This is a genomic window from Polynucleobacter sp. 80A-SIGWE (genome assembly GCF_018882295.1).
GTDB lineage: Bacteria > Pseudomonadota > Gammaproteobacteria > Burkholderiales > Burkholderiaceae > Polynucleobacter.
Map to the genome: position 1 here is coordinate 315434 of NZ_JACVOR010000001.1, position 24013 is coordinate 339446.

Here is a 24013-nt window from a genome sequence, read left to right on the forward strand (position 1 = left end):
TAGGAACAAGAAAAATATTATGGTTGCAATAAAGAAAAAAGGTTTGGGTCGTGGCTTAGAGGCGTTGCTCGGCGATAAGGCGCAGAAAGAAACTACAGCTGAAATTAATCGCTTGCCATTAACCGCATTGCAGGCTGGTAAATATCAGCCGCGTCAAAAAATGGAAGCGGGAGCATTGCAAGAGTTAGCCGAAAGTATTCGCGAACAAGGCGTGATGCAGCCATTATTAGTGCGCTTGGTTGCTCCTGGTAAGTATGAAATTATTGCGGGTGAGCGTCGCTTCCGTGCAGCAACATTGGCCGGTTTAAAAGAGGTGCCCGTTTTAGTTTCTGGTGCTAACGATCAAGCTGCCGCTGCAATGGCTTTGGTTGAGAATATGCAGCGAGAGGATTTGAATCCGCTCGAAGAATCTCAGGGCCTCGCAAGGTTAATTGAGGAGTTTGGTTTCACGCATGAGCAAGCTGCAAAAGCGGTGGGAAAATCACGCAGCGCCGTAACTAATTTATTGCGCTTAAATCAGTTGGCAAAACCGGTGCAAGCCATGCTCTTGGCTGGTGATATTGATATGGGGCACGCCCGCGCTTTGTTGCCTTTGCCGGGTGCAAGTCAAATCGCTTTGGCGCAAAGAATTGCAGCCCAAGGTCTTTCTGTTCGAGAGGCCGAAAGAATGTCTACCGCCCTAGCACTTGCTGGTGGACAGATTGGGGATAAAAAAGCCAAAACTCAGTCTGAGGGTGGTTTACCAAGCCGTGACCCAGATATGCGCCGTTTAACTCAAGAAATAGCTGATTTAATAGGCTTAAATGCAGAATTTAAGTTCAAAGGCAAAGGCGGCGAGCTCCGAATTCGCTTCAGCCAATTTGATGAGCTGGATTCTTTGTTAAAAAAGCTGGGCGTCGAGGCTTAAAAGTCATCAAAAATGGCCCTAAAACATTTGACCTATTGCAGTGCACACATTAAACTCACGGGGCTAAATTGATTCCTCAAAAAAATCGATTTTCTGAGGTAAATGACTGGGATGAGCCCGAAGAAGAGGTCTTTCGGGTTTTAAGTAAAGAGGAAATGACCGCGTTGCAAGCTAGCAATGCTGTCAAACACCCCCCACTGTCGCCCTGGAAGATTTTGGCTGCGCAAGCAGCCGTTACGGTGCTCAGCATGGTGATTTGGTCAATTTTTGGGGAGCCGATAGGGGTAAGCCTTTATACTCAGTCGGCCTTTTTAGGTGGTTTAATTAGCGTCTTGCCGTCAGCCTTGTTTTTGATCAGGCTGGAGTTGGCAAAAAATACGCAGATATTGAATCCAGGGAATTATTTGGCAGCATTAGTTTCGGGCGAATTTATCAAAATCGTCGTTACTTTGATGCTGTTTTTAGGGGTTGCATATTTGATCCCGGGCGTGCTTTGGGTCCCATTGTTGGTGACCTATGTGCTTGCCCTTAAGTGTGTGTGGCTGGCGTGGTTGTGGCGCTAAGAGTAATAAATGAGATTGAACCAAAGGACTAGTTAAGAGATGTCTAGCGAAGTAAACCAAGCCCACGCGGCAGCCGAGCAAATGACGCCAACAGCGTACATTTCTGAGCATTTACAAAACCTCAACAATTCAGGTGGACCACAGACGTCCATTATTGATTTCAGCATTATCAATTTAGACACCATTTTTTGGGCATCCCTCATGGGCTTGCTCACTGTATTCATTTTGTTGATTGCAGCGCGTCGAGCAACTCCAGGTGTACCAGGCCGCTTTCAGTGCTTTATCGAAATGATTGTTGAGATGGCTGAGACACAATCTAAGAGCATTGTTCATGGCGACCGCTCTTACATCGCCCCACTCGCACTATTCGTATTCTTTTGGATCATCCTTTTAAATACCCTCGACTTGATTCCAGTTGATTGGGTTTTGGGCGTCAATCATTTCATTGAAAGTTTTGGTGTTCATGTGCCGCACCATAAGGTTGTTCCTACAACCGATTTAAATGCGACCATGGGCATGTCCATGTCTGTTTTGCTTTTGGTTTTCTTTTACAGCTTCAAAGTAAAAGGTTTTGGTGGCTTCTTGCACGAGCTCGTTTCTGCCCCGTTTGGTGCGAAGTGGTACTTGGCTCCATTCAACCTCGCTTTGAACATCATCGAATATCTTGCTAAAGGTGTTTCATTGGGAATGCGACTGTTCGGCAACATGTATGCCGGCGAGTTGGTTTTCTTGTTGATCGCATTGCTAGGTAGTGTGTGGACATTTAATTTAGATTTATCCCTGTTCGGATTGGTGGGCCATGTTATTGCTGGATCAGCTTGGGCCATCTTCCACATTTTGGTTATTTTGTTGCAAGCCTTTATTTTCATGATGTTGACTTTGGTCTACATCGGGCAAGCGCATAGCCATCACTAAGATTTTTATTTTTAACTTATCTCTTTAACTTCAGGAGTCAGCAACATGCAACAATTTCTCGCAAACATTCAAGGTTTCACAGCAATCGCTATCGGCATCATCATCGGCCTCGGCGCGATCGGCGCTTGTTTAGGTATTGCATTGATGGGTGGTAAGTACATCGAAGCTTGTGCACGTCAACCAGAATTGATGGAGCCACTCCAAACTAAGATGTTCCTTTTGGCTGGTTTGATCGACGCTGCGTTCTTGATCGGCGTTGGTGTTGCAATGTTGTTTGCTTTCGCAAACCCACTGCTCGCAGTTATTAAGTAATTGTTTTGGCGTGGATGACCACCGGGTCATCCAACCGTTCTCAACAATACTGAAAGGAATATCGTGAATCTGAACGCGACCCTATTCGCGCAAATGATCGTTTTCTTCGTCTTATGGTGGGTTGTTGCACGCTTTGTGTGGCCACCGCTAGTTAAGGCGTTAGATGAGCGTTCAAGCAAAATTGCCGACGGCTTAGCTGCTGCCGAGCGTGGTAAAGAAGCACTCGCATTAGCAAGCAATGAAGCAGAGCAAGAATTAAATAAAGCACGCCAAGAAGGTGTGCAGCGTGTTGCAGAAGCAGAAAAACGTGCGCAAATGTCCGCTGAAGAAATTCGCGTAAATGCACAAGCTGAAGCAGCCCGCATCATTTCTCAAGCTAAGCAAGATGCAGATCAACAAGTAACTCGTGCTCGCGAAGTGTTGCGTGCTGAAGTTGCCGTGTTGGCTGTTAAAGGTGCAGAGCAAATTTTGCGTCGTGAAGTTGATGCAAAAGCCCACGGCACATTGCTTGATCAACTAAAGGCAGAACTTTGATATGGCTGAATTAGCCACTATTGCACGCCCTTATGCTGAAGCGCTTTTTCAAAGTGCTAAGCCTGCTGAGCTTGCTACTTGTTTAGAGCAGTTAAATGAATTGGCGCAGCTAGCTGCATTGCCAGAAGTTGCTGCTTTATCAAACAATCCAAAAGTATCTGCAGATGATTTAAGCAAATTGCTTTCCGGCATGGTGAAGACAAAGCTGGACGGCAAAATCGCAAGCTTTTTAAGTCTTGTAAATCAAAACCATCGCTTATCTGCCATTCCTGAAATTGCACGTCAATTTGAGGCAATGAAGAATCAGAGCGAAGGCGCAGCAGAAGTAATGATTACTAGCGCATTCCCATTAGAGGGTTCCGCGTTAAATGATTTGTTGTCAAGTTTGAAGAAGCGCTTTGGGGGTAAAGAATTGCGCCCAACTATTCAAGTAGATCCTGCGTTGATTGGCGGAGTTCGCATTCAAGTTGGAGATGAAGTATTGGATAGTTCAGTTAAAGCACAGTTAGCTCAAATGCAAGCAAGTCTTGGCGCATAAGTTATCCCTATTAAGAACATACGAAATAAGACCCAGGAGTAAGTAATGCAACTCAACCCTTCCGAGATCAGTGAACTGATCAAAAGCCGAATTAGCGAAATGGGTGTTGATTCCCAACTTCGCAACGAAGGCACTGTAATTTCAGTGACCGACGGTATTTGCCGCGTACATGGCTTGTCTGGTGTTATGCAGGGCGAAATGTTGGAATTCCCTAACAACACAATCGGCCTCGCGTTGAACCTTGAGCGTGATTCAGTTGGTGCTGTGGTGTTGGGTGAGTACACCCACATTAAAGAAGGCGACCCAGTTAAATGTACTGGCCGTATTTTGGAAGTTCCAGTCGGCCCAGAGTTGCTCGGTCGTGTTGTGAACGCACTCGGTCAACCGATTGACGGCAAAGGCCCAATCAATACCAAGTTGACTGACTTTATCGAAAAAGTTGCTCCAGGCGTTATCGCTCGTCAATCCGTTAGTCAGCCAGTTCAAACTGGTTTGAAGGCGATTGATGCAATGGTTCCAATCGGCCGCGGTCAGCGCGAGTTGATCATTGGTGACCGTCAAACAGGTAAGACAGCAGTTGCGGTTGACGCGATCATTAACCAAAAAGGTAAAGGCGTTTATTGCGTTTACGTTGCGATCGGTCAAAAAGCTTCTACTATTGCTAACGTTGTTCGCAAGCTTACAGAGCTAGGCGCAATGGAATACACCGTTGTTGTTGCTGCAAGTGCTTCTGAGTCTGCAGCGATGCAGTACCTCTCAGCATATGCTGGTTGCACAATGGGTGAATACTTCCGCGACCGTGGCGAAGACGCATTGATCGTTTATGACGATTTAACAAAACAAGCTGTTGCATACCGTCAGATTTCTTTGCTCTTGCGTCGCCCACCAGGCCGCGAAGCTTACCCTGGCGATGTGTTCTACCTCCACTCACGTTTGTTAGAGCGTGCTGCTCGTGTAAACGCTGAATACGTAGAGAAATTTACAAATGGTTCAGTAAAAGGTAAGACAGGTTCTTTGACCGCATTGCCAATTATTGAAACTCAAGCTGGTGACGTTTCTGCATTCGTTCCAACCAACGTAATTTCGATTACCGACGGCCAGATCTTCTTGGAAACTGACTTGTTTAACGCTGGTGTACGTCCTGCGATTAACGCCGGTATTTCTGTGTCACGTGTTGGTGGTGCAGCTCAAACTAAAGTCATTAAGAAATTGTCTGGCGGTATTCGTACCGACTTAGCGCAGTATCGTGAATTGGCAGCGTTTGCTCAGTTCGCTTCTGACCTTGACGAAGCAACTCGTAAGCAGTTAGAGCGTGGTCGTCGCGTTACAGAATTGTGTAAGCAAGCCCAGTACAAGCCTTTGCAAGTTTGGGAAATGGCTGCTTCACTCTACGCTGTGAATAACGGCTACTTTGATGACCTCGAAGTAAAGAACGTATTGCCATTCGAAAAAGGTTTGCAAGATCATTTGAAATCTAAATACGCTGATTTAGTTGGCCGTATCGAAGATACAAAAGATTTGAGCAAAGATGACGAAGCTGCTTTGCGTGCTGCAATTGAGGATTACAAGCGTTCAGCCTCTTTCTAAGAGGGCTCGTATAAATCATGGCAAGCACAAAAGAGATACGATCTAAGATCAAGAGCGTGCAAAACACGCGCAAGATCACGAAGGCAATGGAAATGGTCGCCGCATCTAAGATGCGTCGCGCCCAAGAGCGTATGCGTAATGCGCGTCCATATGCTGAAAAAATTCGTGAGATTGTTGCCAATCTTTCTAAAGCAAATCCTGAGTTCCGCCCTGCATACATGGCGACTCGTGAAGTGAAGAAGATTGGCACGATCTTGGTTACAACAGACAAAGGTTTGTGCGGTGGTTTGAATACCAACGTATTGCGTCTGATTGCAAACCAAGTGCGCGATATGGAAGGCAGCAATGTTGGCATTGAATACACTGCCATCGGTTCAAAAGGCCTCCAGTTTTTAAATCGCTCAAAAGCAAAACTCATTTCTCAAACAATTCAGATTGGCGATACGCCACATATGGATGTTTTGATTGGTGCAATTACCGCCCAATTGGAAGCGTTTGAGCGCGGCGAGATTGATGCTGTTTATTTGGCATACACCCGCTTTGTAAACGCAATGAAACAAGAGCCTGTTTTAGAAAAACTCTTGCCACTGGAGCCAGCAGCATTAACTCCAGAAGAGAAAGCAGGAAATTCTTGGGATTACATCTACGAACCAGATGCAGAGTCCATTTTGAATGGCTTGCTCAAGCGTTATGTAGAGGCAATGATTTATCAAGCTGTTGCTGAGAATATGGCTTCAGAACAATCTGCGCGTATGGTCTCTATGAAAGCCGCTTCAGATAATGCGAAGAATGTAATCGGCGAATTGCAATTGGAATACAACAAGACACGACAGGCTGCTATTACTAAAGAGTTGTCAGAAATTGTTGGCGGAGCGGCTGCTGTTTAAGCGGTCAGCGTTTAGGAATACGAAAGAATTCAGGAATTAAAAGCGGAGAAATGCGATGAGTAACGGAAATATCGTGCAGTGTATCGGTCCAGTGGTGGACATTCAGTTCCCACGCGACAAAATGCCAAACATTTATGATGCGTTGACATTAGTTGATAGCGGCGAAAAATCATTTGCTGAAAAAGGTTTGACCTTTGAGGTACAACAACAGATCGGTGACGGCGTAGTTCGCGCGATTGCCATGGGTGCAAGCGATGGTTTGCGTCGCGGTATGGAAGTGAAATCTACTGGCGGTCCAATTTCTGTTCCTGTTGGCCCAGCAACATTGGGACGCATCATGGACGTTTTAGGTCGCCCAATTGATGATGCAGGCCCGATTGCTACTGAAGAGCGTCGCGCTATTCACCAGCCAGCACCAAAGTTTGATGAACTATCTCCTTCCGTTGACTTGTTAGAAACCGGTATTAAGGTTATTGACTTAGTTTGCCCGTTTGCTAAAGGCGGTAAGGTTGGCTTGTTCGGTGGCGCTGGTGTTGGTAAGACCGTGAACATGATGGAATTGATTAACAACATCGCTAAGCAGCACTCAGGTTTGTCTGTGTTTGCCGGTGTTGGTGAGCGTACTCGTGAAGGTAATGACTTCTACCACGAGATGAAAGAATCTAACGTTATCGACAAAGTGGCGATGGTGTTCGGTCAGATGAACGAGCCTCCTGGCAACCGTTTGCGCGTAGCGTTGACTGGTTTGACAATGGCTGAAGCGTTCCGTGATGAAGGCCGTGACATTTTGTTCTTCGTTGACAACATCTACCGTTACACACTCGCAGGTACTGAGGTATCAGCGTTGTTAGGTCGTATGCCTTCAGCTGTGGGTTATCAACCTACTTTGGCCGAAGAAATGGGTAAGTTGCAAGAGCGTATTACTTCAACTAAGACTGGTTCTGTTACATCTATTCAGGCCGTTTACGTTCCTGCGGATGACTTGACCGATCCATCACCAGCAACAACCTTCTTACACTTAGACTCCACAGTTGTGTTGTCACGTGATATTGCTGCTTTGGGTATCTACCCAGCGGTTGATCCATTGGATTCAACTAGCCGTCAGCTTGACCCACAAGTGGTTGGTCAAGAGCACTATGAAGTTGCTCGTGAAGTTCAAATGACATTGCAACGCTACAAAGAGTTGCGCGACATTATTGCTATTTTGGGTATGGACGAGTTGTCACCAGAAGACAAATTAGCTGTGTCACGTGCACGTAAGATTCAACGTTTCTTGTCCCAGCCTTTCCACGTTGCTGAAGTGTTTACTGGTTCACCAGGCAAATACGTTCCATTGAAAGAAACTATCCGTGGTTTCAAAATGATTTGCAGCGGCGAATTGGATCACTTGCCTGAGCAAGCGTTCTACATGGTGGGTTCAATTGATGAAGCCATCGAGAAAGCTAAGAAGCTTTAATCGAACTCATCTAGGGAAATTATGTCAACCATACGCGTCGATGTAGTAAGTGCTGAGCAATCTATTTTCAGCGGTGAAGCCAAGTTTGTTGCGCTTCCTGGTGAGAATGGTGAGCTCGGTATTTTGCGCGGCCACACTCCTTTGATTACACGTATTCGTCCAGGTTCAGTTCGTATTGAAAAAGCTGACGGTGATGAAGAGTTTGTATTCGTTGCGGGTGGCTATTTAGAAGTTCAGCCTGATCATGTCACTGTATTAGCAGACACTGCAATTCGCGGTCATGATTTAGATGAAGCAAAAGCTAACGAAGCGAAGAAGCGCGCTGAAGAAGCAATGCAAAATCGTGGCACTGACTTTGATTTGGCATTGGCTCAGTCAGAGTTTGCAATGGCAGCAGCACAGCTTGCAGCAATTGCTCGTTTCCGTCGTAAAAAGTAAGAGCCGGTCATCTCCTTGTTGTTAAATGATCGGTTTTTAAAAGCCTGCTTGGGCGAAGCGGTTGATCAAACACCGCTTTGGCTCATGCGCCAAGCGGGCCGCTATCTACCTGAGTACAACGCTACTCGCGCAAGAGCTGGAAGTTTTCTCGGCCTCGCTAAAAATCCTGCATACGCAACTGAAGTAACGCTCCAGCCATTGGATCGCTACCCATTGGATGCGGCAATTTTGTTCTCCGATATTTTGACCATTCCAGATGCAATGGGATTGGGCTTGAAATTTACAGCAGGTGAAGGTCCTAGCTTTGATCATCCACTTCGCACAGAAGAGGCTGTTAAGAAATTACGTGTTGCAGATATGGATCAGCTCAAATATGTTTTTGATGCCGTATCTGAAATTCGTAAAGCTTTGATTCAGGATGGCAAGCAGCGCGTCCCGTTAATTGGTTTCTCTGGAAGCCCATGGACATTAGCTTGTTACATGATTGATGGTTCGGGCTCTGATGATTTCCGTCATGCTAAGACGATGATGTTTAGTCGTCCCGATTTGCTTGAACATATTCTTGAAATTAATGTGCAGTCGGTTGCCGCATATTTAATTGAGCAGGTAAAGGCTGGTGCACAAGCGCTAATGATTTTTGATACTTGGGGGGGGTTGCTTCCTGACGGTTGGTATCAGCGCATGTCTTTGGCAGCTATGCAAAAAGTGATTGCACTATTGCCGCGCGAACATGAGGGCCGCAAGATCCCAATCATCATGTTTACTAAAGGTGGTGGAATTTGGTTGAATGATATGGCTCAGGTCGGCGCAGATGTTATTGCGATTGACTGGACTATGCGCTTAAGTCGAGCCCGCAAGCAGCTATTGGAAATTAACAAGCCGCTAGCGTTGCAGGGTAATTTAGACCCACTTATTTTGTTCTCGGAGCCCAAGCAGATTGCAGCCGCGGCTTCAGCGCTTTTGGATGATTTAGCTGGCGCCCCAGCTTTAAAGCCGGGCTTACATCCGCTGGATGGCCACATCTTTAATCTTGGTCATGGTATTAATCAGTTCACCCCACCCGAGAGCGTAGCGGCGCTATCTGAGGCTGTGATCGCGAAGTCAAAAGCCCTGCGGGCATCGAAATAAGCACAAGTAATCGCTAACTTTGGCCGAAATTTTGGCAAAAGTTATGCACAGAAATGTGCAGAATCATAAATACAGTGAGATTCGTGATAATTTTGAACTTTCACCTTTAGTAATCTCTGTAAGTTATTGATTTATATATAAATTAAACATAATATTGATTTTCTAAGAAAAACAGCATTCCTATAAAATGACTATAGAAATGTAAAGCAGCGAATGATATCCACAGACTTATCCACAGGATAAGGCGGAAAAATTAAGTAAATGATGCCCAAGCCCATCGTTGTCCAGGTAGTGATAGATAAGCCTTTGGCTCAGGGGTTTGACTATCTGTGGGATGCTGAAAAATTAGGTAAATTACCTAAGATTGGCAATGTAGTAGAGGTATCCTTTGCCAGATCAAAGGCGGTTGGGCTTGTTATAAAAGTGAGTGATCACTCCGAATTTGATTTGGCAAAACTCAAATCTGTAGATCGCCTTGCCCCGCTCCCTGTATTTGACCCAGCCTTATTGCGCTTGATGAATTTTGCAAGCCAATATTACGTCCATGCCTTGGGAGAAACCATATTGCCCGTTATTCCACAGATGTGGAAAAAGGCTGATGATTGGGAAAAGATTCCGGAGAAATTGGAATCAGCAGAAAAGAAAAGCAAAAAAAGGATCGAAGTAATACCAGAAGGATTAATCACGCTCGATCAGTTGAACGAGGGGCAAAAGAAAGCATTGCAAGAATTATTAGCAGGCGGTGCAAAAGAAAATCAATTTAGAGCAATCTTATTGCAGGGCCAAACAGGTAGCGGTAAGACCGCAGTCTTTTTGAATTGGCTAGCAAGCATTCTCAAAGATGAAATCGCCCAAGTGTTATTGCTGGTACCAGAAATAAATTTAACGCCACAATTAGAAAGGCGCGTGAAAGCCTATTTCCCAGATAAAAAAATGGCCGTGCTGCACAGTGGCGTTAGTGAAAAGAAAAGGGGCATTGCTTGGTATGAAGCAATGACAGGCAAAGCACAAATTATTCTAGGAACTAGGTTGGCAGCTTTAACGCCAATGCCAAACTTACGTGCCATCGTAGTAGATGAAGAGCATGACACGTCGTATAAACAACAAGACGGGACGCGTTACTCTGCAAGGGATTTAGCAATCTGGCGCGCCCACGATCAGAAAATTCCTATTCTCTTATCTTCGGCTACGCCATCGTTAGAGACTTGGCTGGCGGCTAAATCTGGTCGCTATGAATATATTCGGCTGGATCAACGAGCGCAGGGCGCAAGCTTGCCAAGTGTGCATCTAATTAATACGCGAGATCCACAAAATCAATTTAGTCCAGGTGATGTAGGCGTGCCAAAGGAAAAAAGCCTAATCACCAAAACACTTGCAAATGCCATTAGTAAATCACTGGCAGAAAAAAAGCAGTGTCTGATTTTAATTAATCGACGCGGCTATGCTCCTGTGCTTAATTGCTCGGCATGCAATTGGTTGTCAAAATGTACCCAGTGCTCTACCTATACCGTAATGCATAAAGCTGGTGCATTAGGCAAGCGATCGGTGTTGAGCTGCCATCACTGTGGCTTGGTAAAACCAATTCCTCAGTTTTGCCCAGAATGTGGCAATGCTGATTTAAAAACTTTAGGCCATGGCACACAAAAGCTAGAAGATGCTATTGAAGAAATGTGGCCACAAGCAAGGGTGCTGCGGGTTGATACAGACTCAAGCAGAAAGAGCAAGGGAGCGGAAGCGCTCTTTCAGGAAATACATGATGGCAATGTAGATATTGTCGTTGGCACTCAAATGATTGCTAAAGGCCACGACTATCAAAACATTGGATTGGTTGCAGTCTTAGATGCAGATAGTCGACTTTACTCCGCCGACTTCAGGGCGGCTGAAAGATTATTTGCCCAGTTAGTGCAGGTTGCTGGACGCGCAGGAAGGTCTGGCACTAATGGTGAAGCTGGTGGTGATATTTATATTGAGACTCAGTATCCAGAGTCACCGGTATTTCAGTATTTGCTTAGACATGACGTGGATGGCTTTTTGGCATTCACCGCGAGTGAGCGTGAGGAGGCAAAATTGCCGCCCTACTCTTATCAAGCCCTTATTCATGCAGAAGGTAAAAGCCTAGATAAGGCAATTCAGTTTTTGAATGGGCTAAAAGCACGCATGAAAAGCAGAGGCATGATTGCTAAAGAATTGAAGGTCTATGACCCTGTGCCTAAGCCAGTCATGCGGGTGGCGGGCTCAGAGCGCGCCCAATTACTTATTGAGTCAGGTAATCGTAAGACCTTACAAGAAGCGCTTGAAATGATTGACCAGGAATTACGTCAAGATTCAACTGGAAGAATTAGTAAAACATCACGCATTCGTTGGCTGGTCGAGCGGGACCCAATTTCTATTTAAGCGCCTGGTCCAGATTCATACTGCGCAAGAGACATTAAAGCATTGAGATCTGCAGCTAGAGATGCGGATGATGTCGGTTTAATTTTAAAAAGCCAAACTGCATAGGGATTTGCATTTACCGCCTCAGGACTTGCATCCATCTCTTCATTGAGGGCAACGATCTCACCATTAATGGGCGCATGAATATCGCTTGCCGCTTTAACGGACTCAATTGCAGCAATAGCCTCACCCTGCTTTACTAGCTGGCCAACTTTCGGCGCCTGAAAAAACATCACATCACCCAAAGCTTCTTGCGCGTGATTGCTAATGCCGACCCACACTAGCCCATCATCTTCGATGCTGGCCCACTCATGTGATTCTGCGAATTTAAATGTGTCTTGAGTTTTCATTGTGTATCCTGTGAGATATATTCTAGCGTCTTTGCCATAAACTAGTGGCCAATCAATTTAAGTATTTTTATTTATGCCGATCAAATTAGGAATTGTTCCCGTTACTCCATTCGAGCAAAATTGCTCTATCTTGGTTTGCCAAGAAACTAGTGATGCGGCTGTGGTTGATCCAGGTGGAGATATCGACAAGATCTTGGATGCCGTTAAACAAATGGGCGGTACCGTTAAAAAGATTTTATTAACTCATGGCCACCTTGATCATTGTGCTGCAGCCAAGGACTTATCCGATCAATTAGGCGTACCTATTGAAGGTCCACAAATTGATGAACAGTTTTGGTTGGATCAATTGCCTGAGCAAACTGTACGCTTTGGGTTTGGTCATGCAAAAGCATTTGTGCCTACACGCTGGCTAGAGGATGGCGATCACGTACAAGTTGGCAATGTTGATTTAGAGGTTTTGCATTGCCCCGGCCATACACCAGGACATGTTGTCTTCTTTGATAAAGAAGATCGTTTGGCTTTAGTGGGCGATGTACTTTTTGCCGGGTCAATAGGAAGAACAGATTTTCCGCGCGGTAATCATGCCGATTTAATTAATGCCATTAAGACAAAATTATGGCCGCTAGGTGATGACGTGCAATTTGTTCCGGGACACGGGCCTATGTCGACTTTTGGCAAAGAGCGCCAAACAAATCCCTACGTAGGGGATTGATCAAACTTGAAGTGGAAAAGCCTAATTAATAATTAGGCTTTTGCTGAGCCAGTGCGATGTGTGCGGTTATACAAACAGCTAGCGCAAATCCAGCGTTGCTTACGATTACTTGTCGGAATCCATGTGCCGCCTTCCAAGCGCTTTTCGCGACTGCATGAAGAGCAAAACTTAAGGCTCTGTGAGGTTTCTTGGGTAGCAGCTGGAGTCGAGGTAGTCATGGGCAATCCGGGTAAGCCAAATCTTGTACAGAAGATCTATTTTACCCGTTTTGTCCCGCTGGGGCTGGGCTTAGGACGACTCTAACGGAATCAGCCGTTTTATTGCCATCAAAATCCAACCAAGCCTTGTTTTCGAAGTCATAGAGCTTGCATTTGCGCGCTGTATCGAAATACCATGCCCAAGAGAACTTTTGCACAAAAATACGCTCTGGAAGGATGGTTTCGAGGGTATTTTGGGCTTCTTGCAGGCGATATAGGGGTACGCTCATATCCACGTGATGGGCTGTGTGCTCCATGATGTGGTGCATTAAAGAGCCCCAAATCCAGTTAAAGGTCAAATGAACCGTGGTTGAAACAAAAGGCTGGGCGCGTAACCACTCAGACTTCTTGTCGTACCAAGAAACTTTTGGATGGGTATGGTGAACATAGACTACAAAGCCAATCATGCCGTTCCAGAATAGGAATGGGACGGCGAAGCCAGTAATTAAGCCAAGCCAAATAGATTGTCCGGTAGCAATTGCACCAGCAATCAGGCAGCCAATCCAAATAATGGCAAAGCCAGTCACTAATAAATTGTCTTTTAGGAAGATTGGACGATCGCCAGGTTTGTTCTTCGCATTCGGGAAATACTCGCGTCTCCACCAGATTTCAATAAGGTAGTAGAAAACTGGACCCCAGCCACTGCGATAAAGGCGCTCTAAGGCTTTGCGCCATGCTGGTAAAGCATCAAATTCCGCTTTGGATAAAGGAGCCCAAACAAAATCAAAGCCCTTGAGGTTGGTTTGGCCATGGTGCACTACGTTATGACCTACATCCCATAGGCTATATGGGGTTAAAGATGGCAAGAATGCGATGCGACCCAGTACTTTATTGAGTTCGCGGTGAGGCGTATAGCTTTGATGGCAAGCGTCATGGCCCAAAATAAAGATACGGCCAGTAACAAAACCAGCAACCAAGCCCAAGATGATCTTGATGAGGATGCTTTCGACAAAAATTGTCCCAGCAATACAGGCAAGCCACAAAACGGCATCTAATGCTAGAAGCGCGATTGCTTTTACGGTTTCTCCTTGAGCCATTGGAATCAGCCAGCTGCGAATGACTTTTCGATGCGGCAATGGAAGATCAGGAGCCAAAGGATTGGCAATGGATGGCTCAGAGAGTGCGGGATTTAGATGATTTGACATGATAAGAATCAATAAGTTAGGTGCAAATGATAGCCTTTTTCACGAATTTACGCATGATGTAGGTCAAAAAACCCCCTGTTTTGGTGCGCCCGGCAGGAATCGAACCTGCGACCCTTGGCTTCGGAGGCCAATACTCTATCCACTGAGCTACGGGCGCCAGTAGGAAATTCGCTAACTACGCTATTGTAAGTGCCTATATCCCCACAGCCTCGTTATAATCTCGGTAAAGTAACCCTTAAACCCGTCAAACGATAAAAGTCCTATGAGCGAAGCGCACGGCAGCCTAATTAAGTCCCCAAAACAACTCATCATCATGGTGTTTCTCAGCTTTTTTGTACCCTTGATTGTTATTTTGTTGTTAATGGTGTTTGTAAACAATGGCAAGCGCGCAGATTCTGAAGCCTCTGCCGAGCAACTAATTAAGCCGGTGGCTCAATTGAATGTTCAAGAGACTCCTGCGCCCAGCGATGCGCAAGCAGCCAAGTAAATATTTGGCATAACTTTAAAAGCTGGCTATACGCCAGCTTTTTTATTGCTCTTTGTTTTGCCCTTTTGCATCAAGCGCTGCTTGATAGGCATCTTTTTTGCTGAGTCCAAGTGTCTGAGCAAGCACGGCAGCAATTTCTTTGCTTCCCAGATATGGACTTAATGCATTGGCCCAAATCAAGAGTGTTGAATGCTCTGGAGCCTCGTCAGCATTAGCTTGGCGACCTGCAATCAAAATAATAAATTCACCTTTGAGGCTCTCCGCATTCTCAAGCCACTCTGGAATATCAACTGCTGTCAGTGTCACCAGTTGTTCAAATTTTTTAGTGAGCTCCCTACCAACCAGAACTTGTCTCTCAGGCTCTAGCTCTTTGCTTAGTGTAGTCAGCGTCTCGCGTATCTGATGGGGTGATTCAAAAAAGATGCTCGTTTTTGAATTACTTCGAATATCTTGTATTAGTGCAGAACGTTCTTTAGCCTTATTGGGCCAAAAGCCAAGAAACTGAAAGCGCCCTTCTGACGGCAACATAACCGAGCCACTTGCAGAAATAGCAGACGACACTGCGCTAGGACCGGGGATGGGAATAATTCGAAAGCCTGCTTTTTGAACGGCATTCACCAGGCGTGCACCTGGATCAGAAACGCCAGGTGTGCCCGCATCTGAGATATAGGCCCAGCGTTCGTTTTGGGAGAGATGTTGAATGATGTTTTGTGCGCCTGCAATTTCATTGTGCTCATGCAAGGCGACACATTTCTTGTGAATGCCAAAGTGTTGAAGCAGGGGCGCGCTATGCCTAGTGTCTTCACAGGCAATCCCGTCAACGATGTTAAGGACATGTAGCGCACGCAAGGTAATGTCTCCCATATTGCCAATTGGGGTGGCAACCATATACAGGGCTCCAGTAGGCAGATCCTGCTGTTTTAAAAAATCAAAGGAGCTTAATTCCATGGGGACAATCTTTTGCGAAAGAGATATTAATAAGTAAGAGAATACGTCCCTTTTGAATTCATGGGCAGCGCCGACATTCTGTCTGTAGTTTGGCGCATAATAATGTGATGGATAAAGATACCCTCGAACGTTTGCGCGCTCGCGCATCCCAACATTTCTTAGACAGCATTGCCGTAAAGCAAGAGGCTGAAAAAATACTGCCTGAACAAGTTGCTCGTGGCATCGTTGCGATGACCGATTGTTTGCGCTCAGGTGGAAAGGTAATGGCCTGCGGTAATGGTGGGTCTGCTGCTGACGCACAACATTTTGCCGCTGAGCTCATTGGCCGTTTTGAAAGAGAGCGCCAAGAATTGGCTGCAATTGCTCTGACTACAGACACATCTATTTTGACGGCGGTAGGAAATGACTACAGCTATGACGAGATCTTTAGCAAACAAGTACGCGGCCTTGGAAAGAAAGGCGATATTTTGATTGGCATCTCTACTTCAGGAAATTCAAAAAACGTAGTGAAGGCCATTGAGGCTGCAAAAAAAATGGGTATCAAAATTATTGCCCTAACTGGTAATGGCGGTGGAAAAATTGCCAGCTTATTAGATGCGGACGACATTCATCTATGCGCACCCTCTACTCGCACTGCTCGCATTCAAGAAACACATTTAGTTTTGCTCCACGCCCTATGTGATGGCGTAGATCATCTTTTGCTTGATTAATAGCTTCACTAATTAGAAAGTTCGTATATGAGAAATGCGCTCACCATCAAAATATTTTCTGCGATTTTGATTTCATCATCCCTATCAGGTTGTGGAGTGTTGGCTGTTGGTGGTGTTGTGGCAGGCGCAAGCGTCATGGCTGATCGTCGGACACCTGCCGTGCAGTCGATCGATAAGGGTGTTGAACTTGAGGCTGGAAATGCTCTCGCTAAGCGCTATGGTGATGATGCACATATTAACGTGACATCCTTTAATCAAAAAGTATTGCTGACTGGCGAAGTTAAGGATGCAAGCATTAAAGAGCAAGCCGGCGCTTATGCAAAAGCAAATAAGAATGTTCGCTCTGTGTTTAATGAATTAGTTATTGGACCAAACAGCACATACACCGCTCGTGCTAATGATTCTTATCTTGAATCCAAAATCAAAACACAAATGATCTTCACGGATAAGTTGCCATCGAATTCAATGGCGATTGTTGCTGAAGGCAGCAGTGTTTATTTAATGGGAATTTTGACGCAGAATGAAGCGGCGATTGCTAAGAAAGTTGCGAGCAATGCTGACGGTGTAAAAGACGTCTATGCCTACTTCGATATTATTTCTGAAGCAGAAAAAGCGCGTTTAGAGAAACAAGGCAAGGCAGACGAATCGCAACCCAACTCAATGCCTAAGCAGTAAAGTTAATGGGAAGTAAGCAATGAATCTCTTGGGACAAGAACCGAAATATTTTTTGCTTGCCGCCCTCTTCTCGCTTTGCTCTTTAAGCCTACAAGCCGCTACCGATGATGCGAGGGCTGCTGCACTTGCAAAACAAAACGCTTGCTTGGGGTGCCATGCCGTTGATAAAAAAGTCGTGGGCCCCAGCTTTCAAGCTGTTGCAAAAAAATATGCAACGGATCCTACTGCAAGTGCATTTCTAAAAAATAAAATTCTTAAAGGCGGCTCCGGATCATGGGGGGTGGTGCCAATGCCAGCGAATGCGAAGTTAAGTGACGCTGATGTGTCTTTACTTACAAGCTGGATTTTGCGCGGAGCGCCCGTAACAAATTAAGTTGGACGTACAACTGGTTTGCCAAACAACCAAGACCACGCATCGCTTGAACGCTTAAAGTTTTCTTTAACAGCATAGTCAAAGTCAGCCCATTGCTCATTGGCTGCTTCCTCCACAATCGTGGCAGAATTTGCAGGCGGTAATTTTAAGTACGCATCAGCATCCCCATAAGCGTATTCAACTCGCATGCCAGCCTTTTGAGCCAGGTGCATCATGGCTCTATTGTTTGCCAGGCAATGAACGAATAAGGTTTCAATGCGCGTATTGCGTGAGTGCACGGCAGCACGTGCCAATAAAGCCGTGCCAATGCCCTGTCCACGACCATCAGGACGTACAGAAACCCCAAACTCAGCAGCCTGTGGCTGACCTTTAGTTTTTGGCAAATACGCCAAATGCGCCATGCCAATGAGGTTTAGCTGGGAGTCAAAGCTGCCAAACACCTTATCCCTATTGAAATCTAGGCCTTCTACATAGTGATGAATAACCTCATCAGGTGTTTGTGTGCCAAAACGCAGACGACGATCTTCTTCATTTAAGAGTAAAAGATGGCGCAGGATCTCATTCCTATGGCCGGCATGTAATTCGCGTACAGGAACTGCTAAGCCCGCCATATGTGGCTTGCTAGGTAAGTGACCGTTTGCTAATTTATTGTGCATAGCAATATATTAGCAGAAATTAGAAGAATTTACAGGGTTTTCCCTAGGTTTATAAATAGGGCGGAAGAAAAGCAACACATACGGGCTAAAAGGACAAATGTATCGCCTAAATTTCCGTCCTATCCATAAAAACCCCTAGAATTTGAAAAAAAGTTGAAAATATTTTCAAACTACATCTTCTTGTTTTTAAAGAGTTTATTTCGAGCGTAAGAAAAAAATTAGCTTTTTTAGAGAAAAAGACTACGAAAGGTGTTGACAGACCCAAATGAGTAGGATAAAGTCTCATCTCTCTGCTGAATGTTTTTAAGAAATACGAAACAAGTCAGCCCTCTTTAAAAATTAGTCAACCGATAATTGTGGGTACTAAGTGAAAGCATCAAGTCCTTCGGGACAGATGTAAATAAATAGTACTCATAGACAGTAAAAAGATTTGGTTTTATTACCAAGTCAATTTCTTGAATGAGTGCGACGATCCGCAAGGATCACAGGAATTGAACTGAAGAGTTTGATCCTGGCTCAGATTGAACGCTGGCGGCATGCCTTACACATGCAAGTCGAACGGCAGCACGGGTGCTTGCACCTGGTGGCGAGTGGCGAACGGGTGAGTAATACATCGGAACGTACCTTATCGTGGGGGATAACGCAGCGAAAGCTGTGCTAATACCGCATACGCCCTGAGGGGGAAAGCGGGGGATCGAAAGACCTCGCGCGATTAGAGCGGCCGATGCCTGATTAGCTTGTTGGTGGGGTAAAAGCCCACCAAGGCGACGATCAGTAGCTGGTCTGAGAGGACGATCAGCCACACTGGGACTGAGACACGGCCCAGACTCCTACGGGAGGCAGCAGTGGGGAATTTTGGACAATGGGGGAAACCCTGATCCAGCAATGCCGCGTGAGTGAAGAAGGCCTTCGGGTTGTAAAGCTCTTTTGTCAGGGAAGAAACACCGGCTCTAACACAGTCCGGGAATGACGGTACCTGAAGAATAAGCACCGGCTAACTACGTGCCAGCAGCCGCGGTAATACGTAGGGTGCGAGCGTTAATCGGAATTACTGGGCGTAAAGCGTGCGCAGGCGGTTATACAAGACAGGCGTGAAATCCCCGGGCTTAACCTGGGAATGGCGCCTGTGACTGTATAGCTAGAGTGTGTCAGAGGGGGGTAGAATTCCACGTGTAGCAGTGAAATGCGTAGATATGTGGAGGAATACCAATGGCGAAGGCAGCCCCCTGGGATAACACTGACGCTCATGCACGAAAGCGTGGGGAGCAAACAGGATTAGATACCCTGGTAGTCCACGCCCTAAACGATGCTGACTAGTTGTTCGGGATTTACATCCTGAGTAACGTAGCTAACGCGTGAAGTCAGCCGCCTGGGGAGTACGGTCGCAAGATTAAAACTCAAAGGAATTGACGGGGACCCGCACAAGCGGTGGATGATGTGGATTAATTCGATGCAACGCGAAAAACCTTACCTACCCTTGACATGTCACTAACGAAGTAGAGATACATTAGGTGCTCGTAAGAGAAAGTGAACACAGGTGCTGCATGGCTGTCGTCAGCTCGTGTCGTGAGATGTTGGGTTAAGTCCCGCAACGAGCGCAACCCTTGTCTTTAGTTGCTACGCAAGAGCACTCTAAAGAGACTGCCGGTGACAAACCGGAGGAAGGTGGGGATGACGTCAAGTCCTCATGGCCCTTATGGGTAGGGCTTCACACGTCATACAATGGTGCATACAGAGGGTTGCCAACCCGCGAGGGGGAGCTAATCTCAGAAAATGCATCGTAGTCCGGATCGTAGTCTGCAACTCGACTACGTGAAGCTGGAATCGCTAGTAATCGCGGATCAGAATGTCGCGGTGAATACGTTCCCGGGTCTTGTACACACCGCCCGTCATACCATGGGAGTGGGTTTTGCCAGAAGCCGTTAGCCTAACCGCAAGGAGGGCGACTGCCACGGCAGGGTTCATGACTGGGGTAAAGTCGTAACAAGGTAGCCGTATCGGAAGGTGCGGCTGGATCACCTCCTTTCTAGAGAAAGATGCTGAATCCTAGTGCCCACACTTATCGGTTGACAATAAAAGCCACGGGTCTGTAGCTCAGCTGGTTAGAGCACTGTGTTGATAACGCAGGGGTCGTAGGTTCAAGTCCTACCAGACCCACCACCAGCCAGAAACAAGACTTAGTGGGACGTTGGGGGATTAGCTCAGCTGGGAGAGCACCTGCTTTGCAAGCAGGGGGTCGTCGGTTCGATCCCGTCATCCTCCACCATCATCTAAATGTCAAAACTAAGCGAAGACTTAATCGTTTAGTTTTGCCATTTATGGCTGTTCTTTAAAAATTTGAGTAAGCAAAGTGTCAAATGTTTCTTTGAGAGGACATTTGACAATGTAATAAGGGTAAAGATTGAATCATCAATCAGTAATACAAACGAGTTTTACCAAGTTCTTAACAAAGTACTTACAGTTTGGATTACGGCAAACATGTCAGAAGTAGAAGTAAACCTGTAACAGGTACTAGCAATGGTGCTCGTTATAGGATCAAGTGAATAAGTGCACATGATGGATGCCTTGGCGATTACAGGCGACGAAAGACGTTATAACCTGCGATAAGCCCCGGGGAGCTGGTAAATAAGCTTTGATCCGGGGATTTCTGAATGGGGAAACCCACCACTTTTGTGGTATCCATACCTGAATACATAGGGTATGAGAAGCGAACCTTGTGAACTGAAACATCTAAGTAGCAAGAGGAAAAGACATCAACCGAGATTCCCAGAGTAGTGGCGAGCGAAATGGGAACAGCCTTCTAGTGATATCTCAGTAATTAACAGAACGGAATGGAAAGTCCGACAATAAAGGGTGATAGTCCCGTATGTGAAAATTATTGGGTGGTACTAGGCTAGAGACAAGTAGGGCGGGACACGTGAAATCCTGTCTGAATATGGGGGGACCATCCTCCAAGGCTAAATACTCGTAATCGACCGATAGTGAACAAGTACCGTGAGGGAAAGGCGAAAAGAACCCCGGGAGGGGAGTGAAATAGATCCTGAAATTGTGTGCATACAAACAGTAGGAGCCTCGTAAGGGGTGACTGCGTACCTTTTGTATAATGGGTCAGCGACTTACATTCAGTAGCAAGCTTAACCGAATAGGGAAGGCGTAGCGAAAGCGAGTCCGAATAGGGCGCTAGTTGCTGGGTGTAGACCCGAAACCAGTTGATCTATCCATGGCCAGGTTGAAGGTGCGGTAACACGTACTGGAGGACCGAACCCACTAACGTTGAAAAGTTAGGGGATGAGCTGTGGATAGGGGTGAAAGGCTAAACAAAACTGGAAATAGCTGGTTCTCTCCGAAAACTATTTAGGTAGTGCCTCGTGTATCACTGTAGGGGGTAGAGCACTGTCATGGTAGTGGGGTCCATTGCGGATTACTGCGCCATAGCAAACTCCGAATACCTACAAGTGCAAGCACGGGAGACAGACATCGGGTGCTAACGTCCGGTGTCAAGAGGGAAACAACCCAGACCGCCAGCTAAGGTCCCTAATATATGCTAAGTGGGAAACGAAGTGGGAAGGCTAAAACAGTCAGGAGGTTGGCTTAGAAGCAGCCATCCTTTAAAGAAAGCGTAATAGCTCACTGATCGAGTCGTCCTGCGCGGAAGATGTAACGGGGCTAAGCATATAACCGAAGCTGCGGATCACAGTAATGTGATGGTAGGAGAGCGTTCTGTAAGCCTGTGAAGGTGTCTTGTAAAGGATGCTGGAGGTATCAGAAGTGCGAATGCTGACATGAGTAGCGATAAAGGGGGTGAAAAGCCCCCTCGCCGTAAGCCCAAGGTTTCCTGTTCAACGTTCATCGGAACAGGGTGAGTCGGCCCCTAAGGCGAGGCAGAGATGCGTAGCTGATGGGAACAAGGTTAATATTCCTTGACCATTGTTAGATGCGATGGGGGGACGGATCGCGGAAAGTTGTCCGGGTGTTGGAAGTCCCGGTTCTTGCGTTGGAGATGGCTATTAGGTAAATCCGGTAGCGTAATTCAAGGGCGTGAGACGAGCGAATTTATTCGCGAAGCAATTGGAAGTGGTTCCAAGAAAAGCCTCTAAGCTTCAGTCTAACAAGACCGTACCGCAAACCGACACAGGTGGGCGAGATGAGTATTCTAAGGCGCTTGAGAGAACTCAGGAGAAGGAACTCGGCAAATTTGCACCGTAACTTCGGGATAAGGTGCGCCCTGGTAGTTTGACCGTGAACAACGGGAGGACGAAAGGGTTGCAATAAAAAGGTGGCTGCGACTGTTTAATAAAAACACAGCACTCTGCAAACACGAAAGTGGACGTATAGGGTGTGACGCCTGCCCGGTGCTGGAAGATTAAATGATGGGGTGCAAGCTCTTGATTGAAGTCCCAGTAAACGGCGGCCGTAACTATAACGGTCCTAAGGTAGCGAAATTCCTTGTCGGGTAAGTTCCGACCTGCACGAATGGCGTAACGATGGCCACACTGTCTCCTCCTGAGACTCAGCGAAGTTGAAATGTTTGTGATGATGCAATCTACCCGTGGCTAGACGGAAAGACCCCATGAACCTTTACTGTAGCTTTGCATTGGACTTTGAACCGGTCTGTGTAGGATAGGTGGGAGGCGTTGAAAGCGGGATGCTAGTTCCGCTGGAGCCAACCTTGAAATACCACCCTGGTTTGTTTGAGGTTCTAACCTTGGCCCATTATCTGGGTCGGGAACAGTGCATGGTAGGCAGTTTGACTGGGGCGGTCTCCTCCCAAAGTGTAACGGAGGAGTACGAAGGTACGCTTGGTACGGTCGGACATCGTACCTAAAGTGCAATGGCAAAAGCGTGCTTAACTGCGAGACCGACAAGTCGAGCAGGTGCGAAAGCAGGTCATAGTGATCCGGTGGTTCTGTATGGAAGGGCCATCGCTCAACGGATAAAAGGTACTCTGGGGATAACAGGCTGATACCGCCCAAGAGTTCATATCGACGGCGGTGTTTGGCACCTCGATGTCGGCTCATCTCATCCTGGGGCTGTAGCCGGTCCCAAGGGTATGGCTGTTCGCCATTTAAAGAGGTACGTGAGCTGGGTTTAAAACGTCGTGAGACAGTTTGGTCCCTATCTGCCATGGGCGTTGGAGATTTGACGGGGGCTGCTCCTAGTACGAGAGGACCGGAGTGGACGTACCGCTGGTGTACCTGTTGTTTCGCCAGAAGCATCGCAGGGTAGCTATGTACGGAAGAGATAACCGCTGAAAGCATCTAAGCGGGAAACTTGCCTGAAGATGAGATCTCCCGTAGGTTTAACCTACATAAAGGGTCGTTGAAGACCACAACGTTGATAGGTCAGGTGTGGAAGCGCAGTAATGCGTTAAGCTAACTGATACTAATTGCCCGTTAGGCTTGATCCTATAACCAGCACTATTGTGTTGGATGTTTGCCAGATTTAATCTGCATCCTTATTACATGCTTACTCAAATAGAGTTGTTGATAAACTATCAGCAACTCGACCCTCTACGCCCGGTGACCATAGCAAGTTGGAACCACTCCTTCCCATCCCGAACAGGACAGTGAAACGACTTTACGCCGATGATAGTGCGGATTACCCGTGTGAAAGTAGGTAACTGCCGGGCACCAATGCGACGCCCAGACCCTCTTAGGTCTGGGCGTTTTTACTTGTGCAAAGCGTTTTTGAGGTTTAAGAGATTGACATAAACTCCATTTGGAGTCAGAATATTGGGTTCGCGGAGGGGTGTCCGAGCGGCTAAAGGAGGCAGACTGTAAATCTGTTGGCTATGCCTACGTAGGTTCGAATCCTACCCCCTCCACCAGATGTGCGGGATTAGTTTAATGGTAAAACAGCAGATTTCCAATCTTCGGTCAAGAGTTCGATTCTCTTATCCCGCTCCAGTATTAATAGCATTTGTATTTGCCCATGTGGCTCAGTGGTAGAGCACTCCCTTGGTAAGGGAGAGGTCGGCAGTTCGATCCTGCCCATGGGCACCA

The 24013-nt window shown here is 46.5% G+C and carries 22 protein-coding genes, 6 tRNA genes and 3 rRNA genes; 25 read left to right on the forward strand and 6 right to left on the reverse strand.

The features are described 5' to 3' along the window. The first annotated feature begins 19 nt into the window (after positions 1–19). The 12 genes from ICN25_RS01635 to priA all read left to right on the forward strand — a co-directional run bounded on the left by ICN25_RS01635 (position 20) and on the right by priA (position 11659). Positions 20–907, forward strand: a complete 888-nt coding sequence (locus ICN25_RS01635) for a ParB/RepB/Spo0J family partition protein (RefSeq protein ID WP_216178743.1) — start codon at positions 20–22, stop codon at positions 905–907. A 68-nt stretch (positions 908–975) separates the two neighbouring features. Continuing rightward, the gene (locus ICN25_RS01640) at positions 976–1470 is read left to right on the forward strand and encodes an ATP synthase subunit I (protein ID WP_216178744.1); all 495 of its coding nucleotides are present in this window, start codon (positions 976–978) and stop codon (positions 1468–1470) included. A gap of 39 nt (positions 1471–1509) precedes the next feature. Continuing rightward, the gene (gene atpB / locus ICN25_RS01645; protein ID WP_216178745.1) at positions 1510–2385 is read left to right on the forward strand and encodes a F0F1 ATP synthase subunit A; all 876 of its coding nucleotides are present in this window, start codon (positions 1510–1512) and stop codon (positions 2383–2385) included. 45 nt (positions 2386–2430) lie between these two features. Further along, a complete protein-coding gene (gene atpE / locus ICN25_RS01650; RefSeq protein ID WP_012357116.1) occupies positions 2431–2697 on the forward strand; it encodes a F0F1 ATP synthase subunit C in 267 nt (88 codons plus the stop codon). Positions 2698–2760: 63 nt separating this feature from the next. After that, a complete protein-coding gene (locus ICN25_RS01655; RefSeq protein ID WP_215334139.1) occupies positions 2761–3231 on the forward strand; it encodes a F0F1 ATP synthase subunit B in 471 nt (156 codons plus the stop codon). 1 nt (position 3232) lies between these two features. Then, entirely contained in the window at positions 3233–3769 is a 537-nt protein-coding gene (locus ICN25_RS01660; protein ID WP_015420204.1) for a F0F1 ATP synthase subunit delta, read from the forward strand. A gap of 45 nt (positions 3770–3814) precedes the next feature. Next, the gene (atpA, locus tag ICN25_RS01665) at positions 3815–5356 is read left to right on the forward strand and encodes a F0F1 ATP synthase subunit alpha (RefSeq protein WP_216136752.1); all 1542 of its coding nucleotides are present in this window, start codon (positions 3815–3817) and stop codon (positions 5354–5356) included. 17 nt (positions 5357–5373) lie between these two features. Beyond that, positions 5374–6243 (forward strand): F0F1 ATP synthase subunit gamma, encoded by an 870-nt coding sequence (atpG, locus tag ICN25_RS01670; protein ID WP_215376411.1) that lies wholly within the window; start codon positions 5374–5376, stop codon positions 6241–6243. 55 nt (positions 6244–6298) lie between these two features. Continuing rightward, positions 6299–7699, forward strand: a complete 1401-nt coding sequence (gene atpD, locus ICN25_RS01675; RefSeq protein ID WP_015420207.1) for a F0F1 ATP synthase subunit beta — start codon at positions 6299–6301, stop codon at positions 7697–7699. 21 nt (positions 7700–7720) lie between these two features. After that, complete coding sequence (locus ICN25_RS01680; RefSeq protein WP_015420208.1) at positions 7721–8137, forward strand: F0F1 ATP synthase subunit epsilon; 417 nt, start codon at positions 7721–7723, stop codon at positions 8135–8137. Positions 8138–8146: 9 nt separating this feature from the next. After that, positions 8147–9265: a uroporphyrinogen decarboxylase gene (hemE, locus tag ICN25_RS01685; RefSeq protein ID WP_216179503.1), complete on the forward strand. Its 1119-nt coding sequence runs from the start codon at positions 8147–8149 to the stop codon at positions 9263–9265. A 261-nt stretch (positions 9266–9526) separates the two neighbouring features. Next, positions 9527–11659, forward strand: coding sequence for a primosomal protein N' (priA, locus tag ICN25_RS01690; RefSeq protein WP_255536633.1), 2133 nt, complete (start codon positions 9527–9529; stop codon positions 11657–11659). Here the strand turns inward: priA and gcvH are convergent. After that, on the reverse strand, positions 11656–12048 hold the full coding sequence (gene gcvH, locus ICN25_RS01695; protein WP_216178746.1) for a glycine cleavage system protein GcvH: 393 nt from the start codon (positions 12046–12048) through the stop codon (positions 11656–11658). The two genes, priA and gcvH, sit on opposite strands and share 4 nt — an antisense overlap. 73 nt (positions 12049–12121) lie before the next feature. Here gcvH and ICN25_RS01700 point away from each other — a divergent pair, with 73 nt between their 5' ends. Further along, positions 12122–12760 (forward strand): MBL fold metallo-hydrolase, encoded by a 639-nt coding sequence (locus ICN25_RS01700; RefSeq protein ID WP_216862849.1) that lies wholly within the window; start codon positions 12122–12124, stop codon positions 12758–12760. A 32-nt stretch (positions 12761–12792) separates the two neighbouring features. Here ICN25_RS01700 and ICN25_RS01705 read toward each other — a convergent pair whose 3' ends face one another. The 3 genes from ICN25_RS01705 to ICN25_RS01715 all read right to left on the reverse strand — a co-directional run bounded on the left by ICN25_RS01705 (position 12793) and on the right by ICN25_RS01715 (position 14319). Then, positions 12793–12978 carry a hypothetical protein gene (locus tag ICN25_RS01705; RefSeq protein WP_112202563.1) on the reverse strand — a complete coding sequence of 62 codons (186 nt, stop codon included), beginning with the start codon at positions 12976–12978 and terminating at the stop codon, positions 12793–12795. Between the two features lie 41 nt (positions 12979–13019). After that, positions 13020–14162: a fatty acid desaturase gene (locus ICN25_RS01710; RefSeq protein ID WP_255536634.1), complete on the reverse strand. Its 1143-nt coding sequence runs from the start codon at positions 14160–14162 to the stop codon at positions 13020–13022. Between the two features lie 81 nt (positions 14163–14243). Further along, positions 14244–14319 (reverse strand) — tRNA-Arg (locus ICN25_RS01715). Positions 14320–14424: 105 nt separating this feature from the next. On the opposite strand from ICN25_RS01715, the gene ICN25_RS01720 reads away from it, so the two are divergent. Next, positions 14425–14649 (forward strand): hypothetical protein, encoded by a 225-nt coding sequence (locus ICN25_RS01720; RefSeq protein ID WP_255536636.1) that lies wholly within the window; start codon positions 14425–14427, stop codon positions 14647–14649. A 42-nt stretch (positions 14650–14691) separates the two neighbouring features. On the opposite strand, the gene rsmI is transcribed toward ICN25_RS01720, so the two are convergent. After that, entirely contained in the window at positions 14692–15597 is a 906-nt protein-coding gene (gene rsmI, locus ICN25_RS01725; RefSeq protein ID WP_216178747.1) for a 16S rRNA (cytidine(1402)-2'-O)-methyltransferase, read from the reverse strand. A gap of 107 nt (positions 15598–15704) precedes the next feature. Here rsmI and ICN25_RS01730 point away from each other — a divergent pair, with 107 nt between their 5' ends. Genes ICN25_RS01730 through ICN25_RS01740 form a run of 3 tightly spaced genes read left to right on the forward strand, consistent with a single transcriptional unit; the run spans position 15705 to position 17355 of the window. Next, positions 15705–16307 (forward strand): phosphoheptose isomerase, encoded by a 603-nt coding sequence (locus ICN25_RS01730; RefSeq protein ID WP_216178748.1) that lies wholly within the window; start codon positions 15705–15707, stop codon positions 16305–16307. A gap of 27 nt (positions 16308–16334) precedes the next feature. After that, entirely contained in the window at positions 16335–16982 is a 648-nt protein-coding gene (locus tag ICN25_RS01735; protein WP_216178749.1) for a BON domain-containing protein, read from the forward strand. Positions 16983–17001: 19 nt separating this feature from the next. After that, a complete protein-coding gene (locus ICN25_RS01740) occupies positions 17002–17355 on the forward strand; it encodes a c-type cytochrome (protein ID WP_216178750.1) in 354 nt (117 codons plus the stop codon). Here ICN25_RS01740 and ICN25_RS01745 read toward each other — a convergent pair. After that, entirely contained in the window at positions 17352–18011 is a 660-nt protein-coding gene (locus ICN25_RS01745) for a GNAT family N-acetyltransferase (protein WP_216178751.1), read from the reverse strand. The genes ICN25_RS01740 and ICN25_RS01745 overlap by 4 nt on opposite strands. A 493-nt stretch (positions 18012–18504) precedes the next feature. Here ICN25_RS01745 and ICN25_RS01750 point away from each other — a divergent pair. From ICN25_RS01750 to ICN25_RS01785, 8 genes are all read left to right on the forward strand, one after another. Next, positions 18505–20037: ribosomal RNA gene (locus ICN25_RS01750) — 16S ribosomal RNA — on the forward strand. 57 nt (positions 20038–20094) lie between these two features. Next, a tRNA-Ile gene (locus tag ICN25_RS01755) sits at positions 20095–20171 on the forward strand. A 30-nt stretch (positions 20172–20201) separates the two neighbouring features. Then, positions 20202–20277: transfer RNA gene (locus tag ICN25_RS01760), tRNA-Ala, on the forward strand. 267 nt (positions 20278–20544) lie between these two features. Then, positions 20545–23418, forward strand: a 23S ribosomal RNA gene (locus ICN25_RS01765). Between the two features lie 108 nt (positions 23419–23526). Then, positions 23527–23640: ribosomal RNA gene (gene rrf, locus ICN25_RS01770) — 5S ribosomal RNA — on the forward strand. The 16S, 23S and 5S rRNA genes sit together here with 5 tRNA genes alongside, the layout of an rRNA operon. A 113-nt stretch (positions 23641–23753) precedes the next feature. Then, positions 23754–23838 (forward strand) — tRNA-Tyr (locus ICN25_RS01775). A 5-nt stretch (positions 23839–23843) separates the two neighbouring features. After that, positions 23844–23917 (forward strand) — tRNA-Gly (locus ICN25_RS01780). A 21-nt stretch (positions 23918–23938) separates the two neighbouring features. Continuing rightward, positions 23939–24013: transfer RNA gene (locus tag ICN25_RS01785), tRNA-Thr, on the forward strand.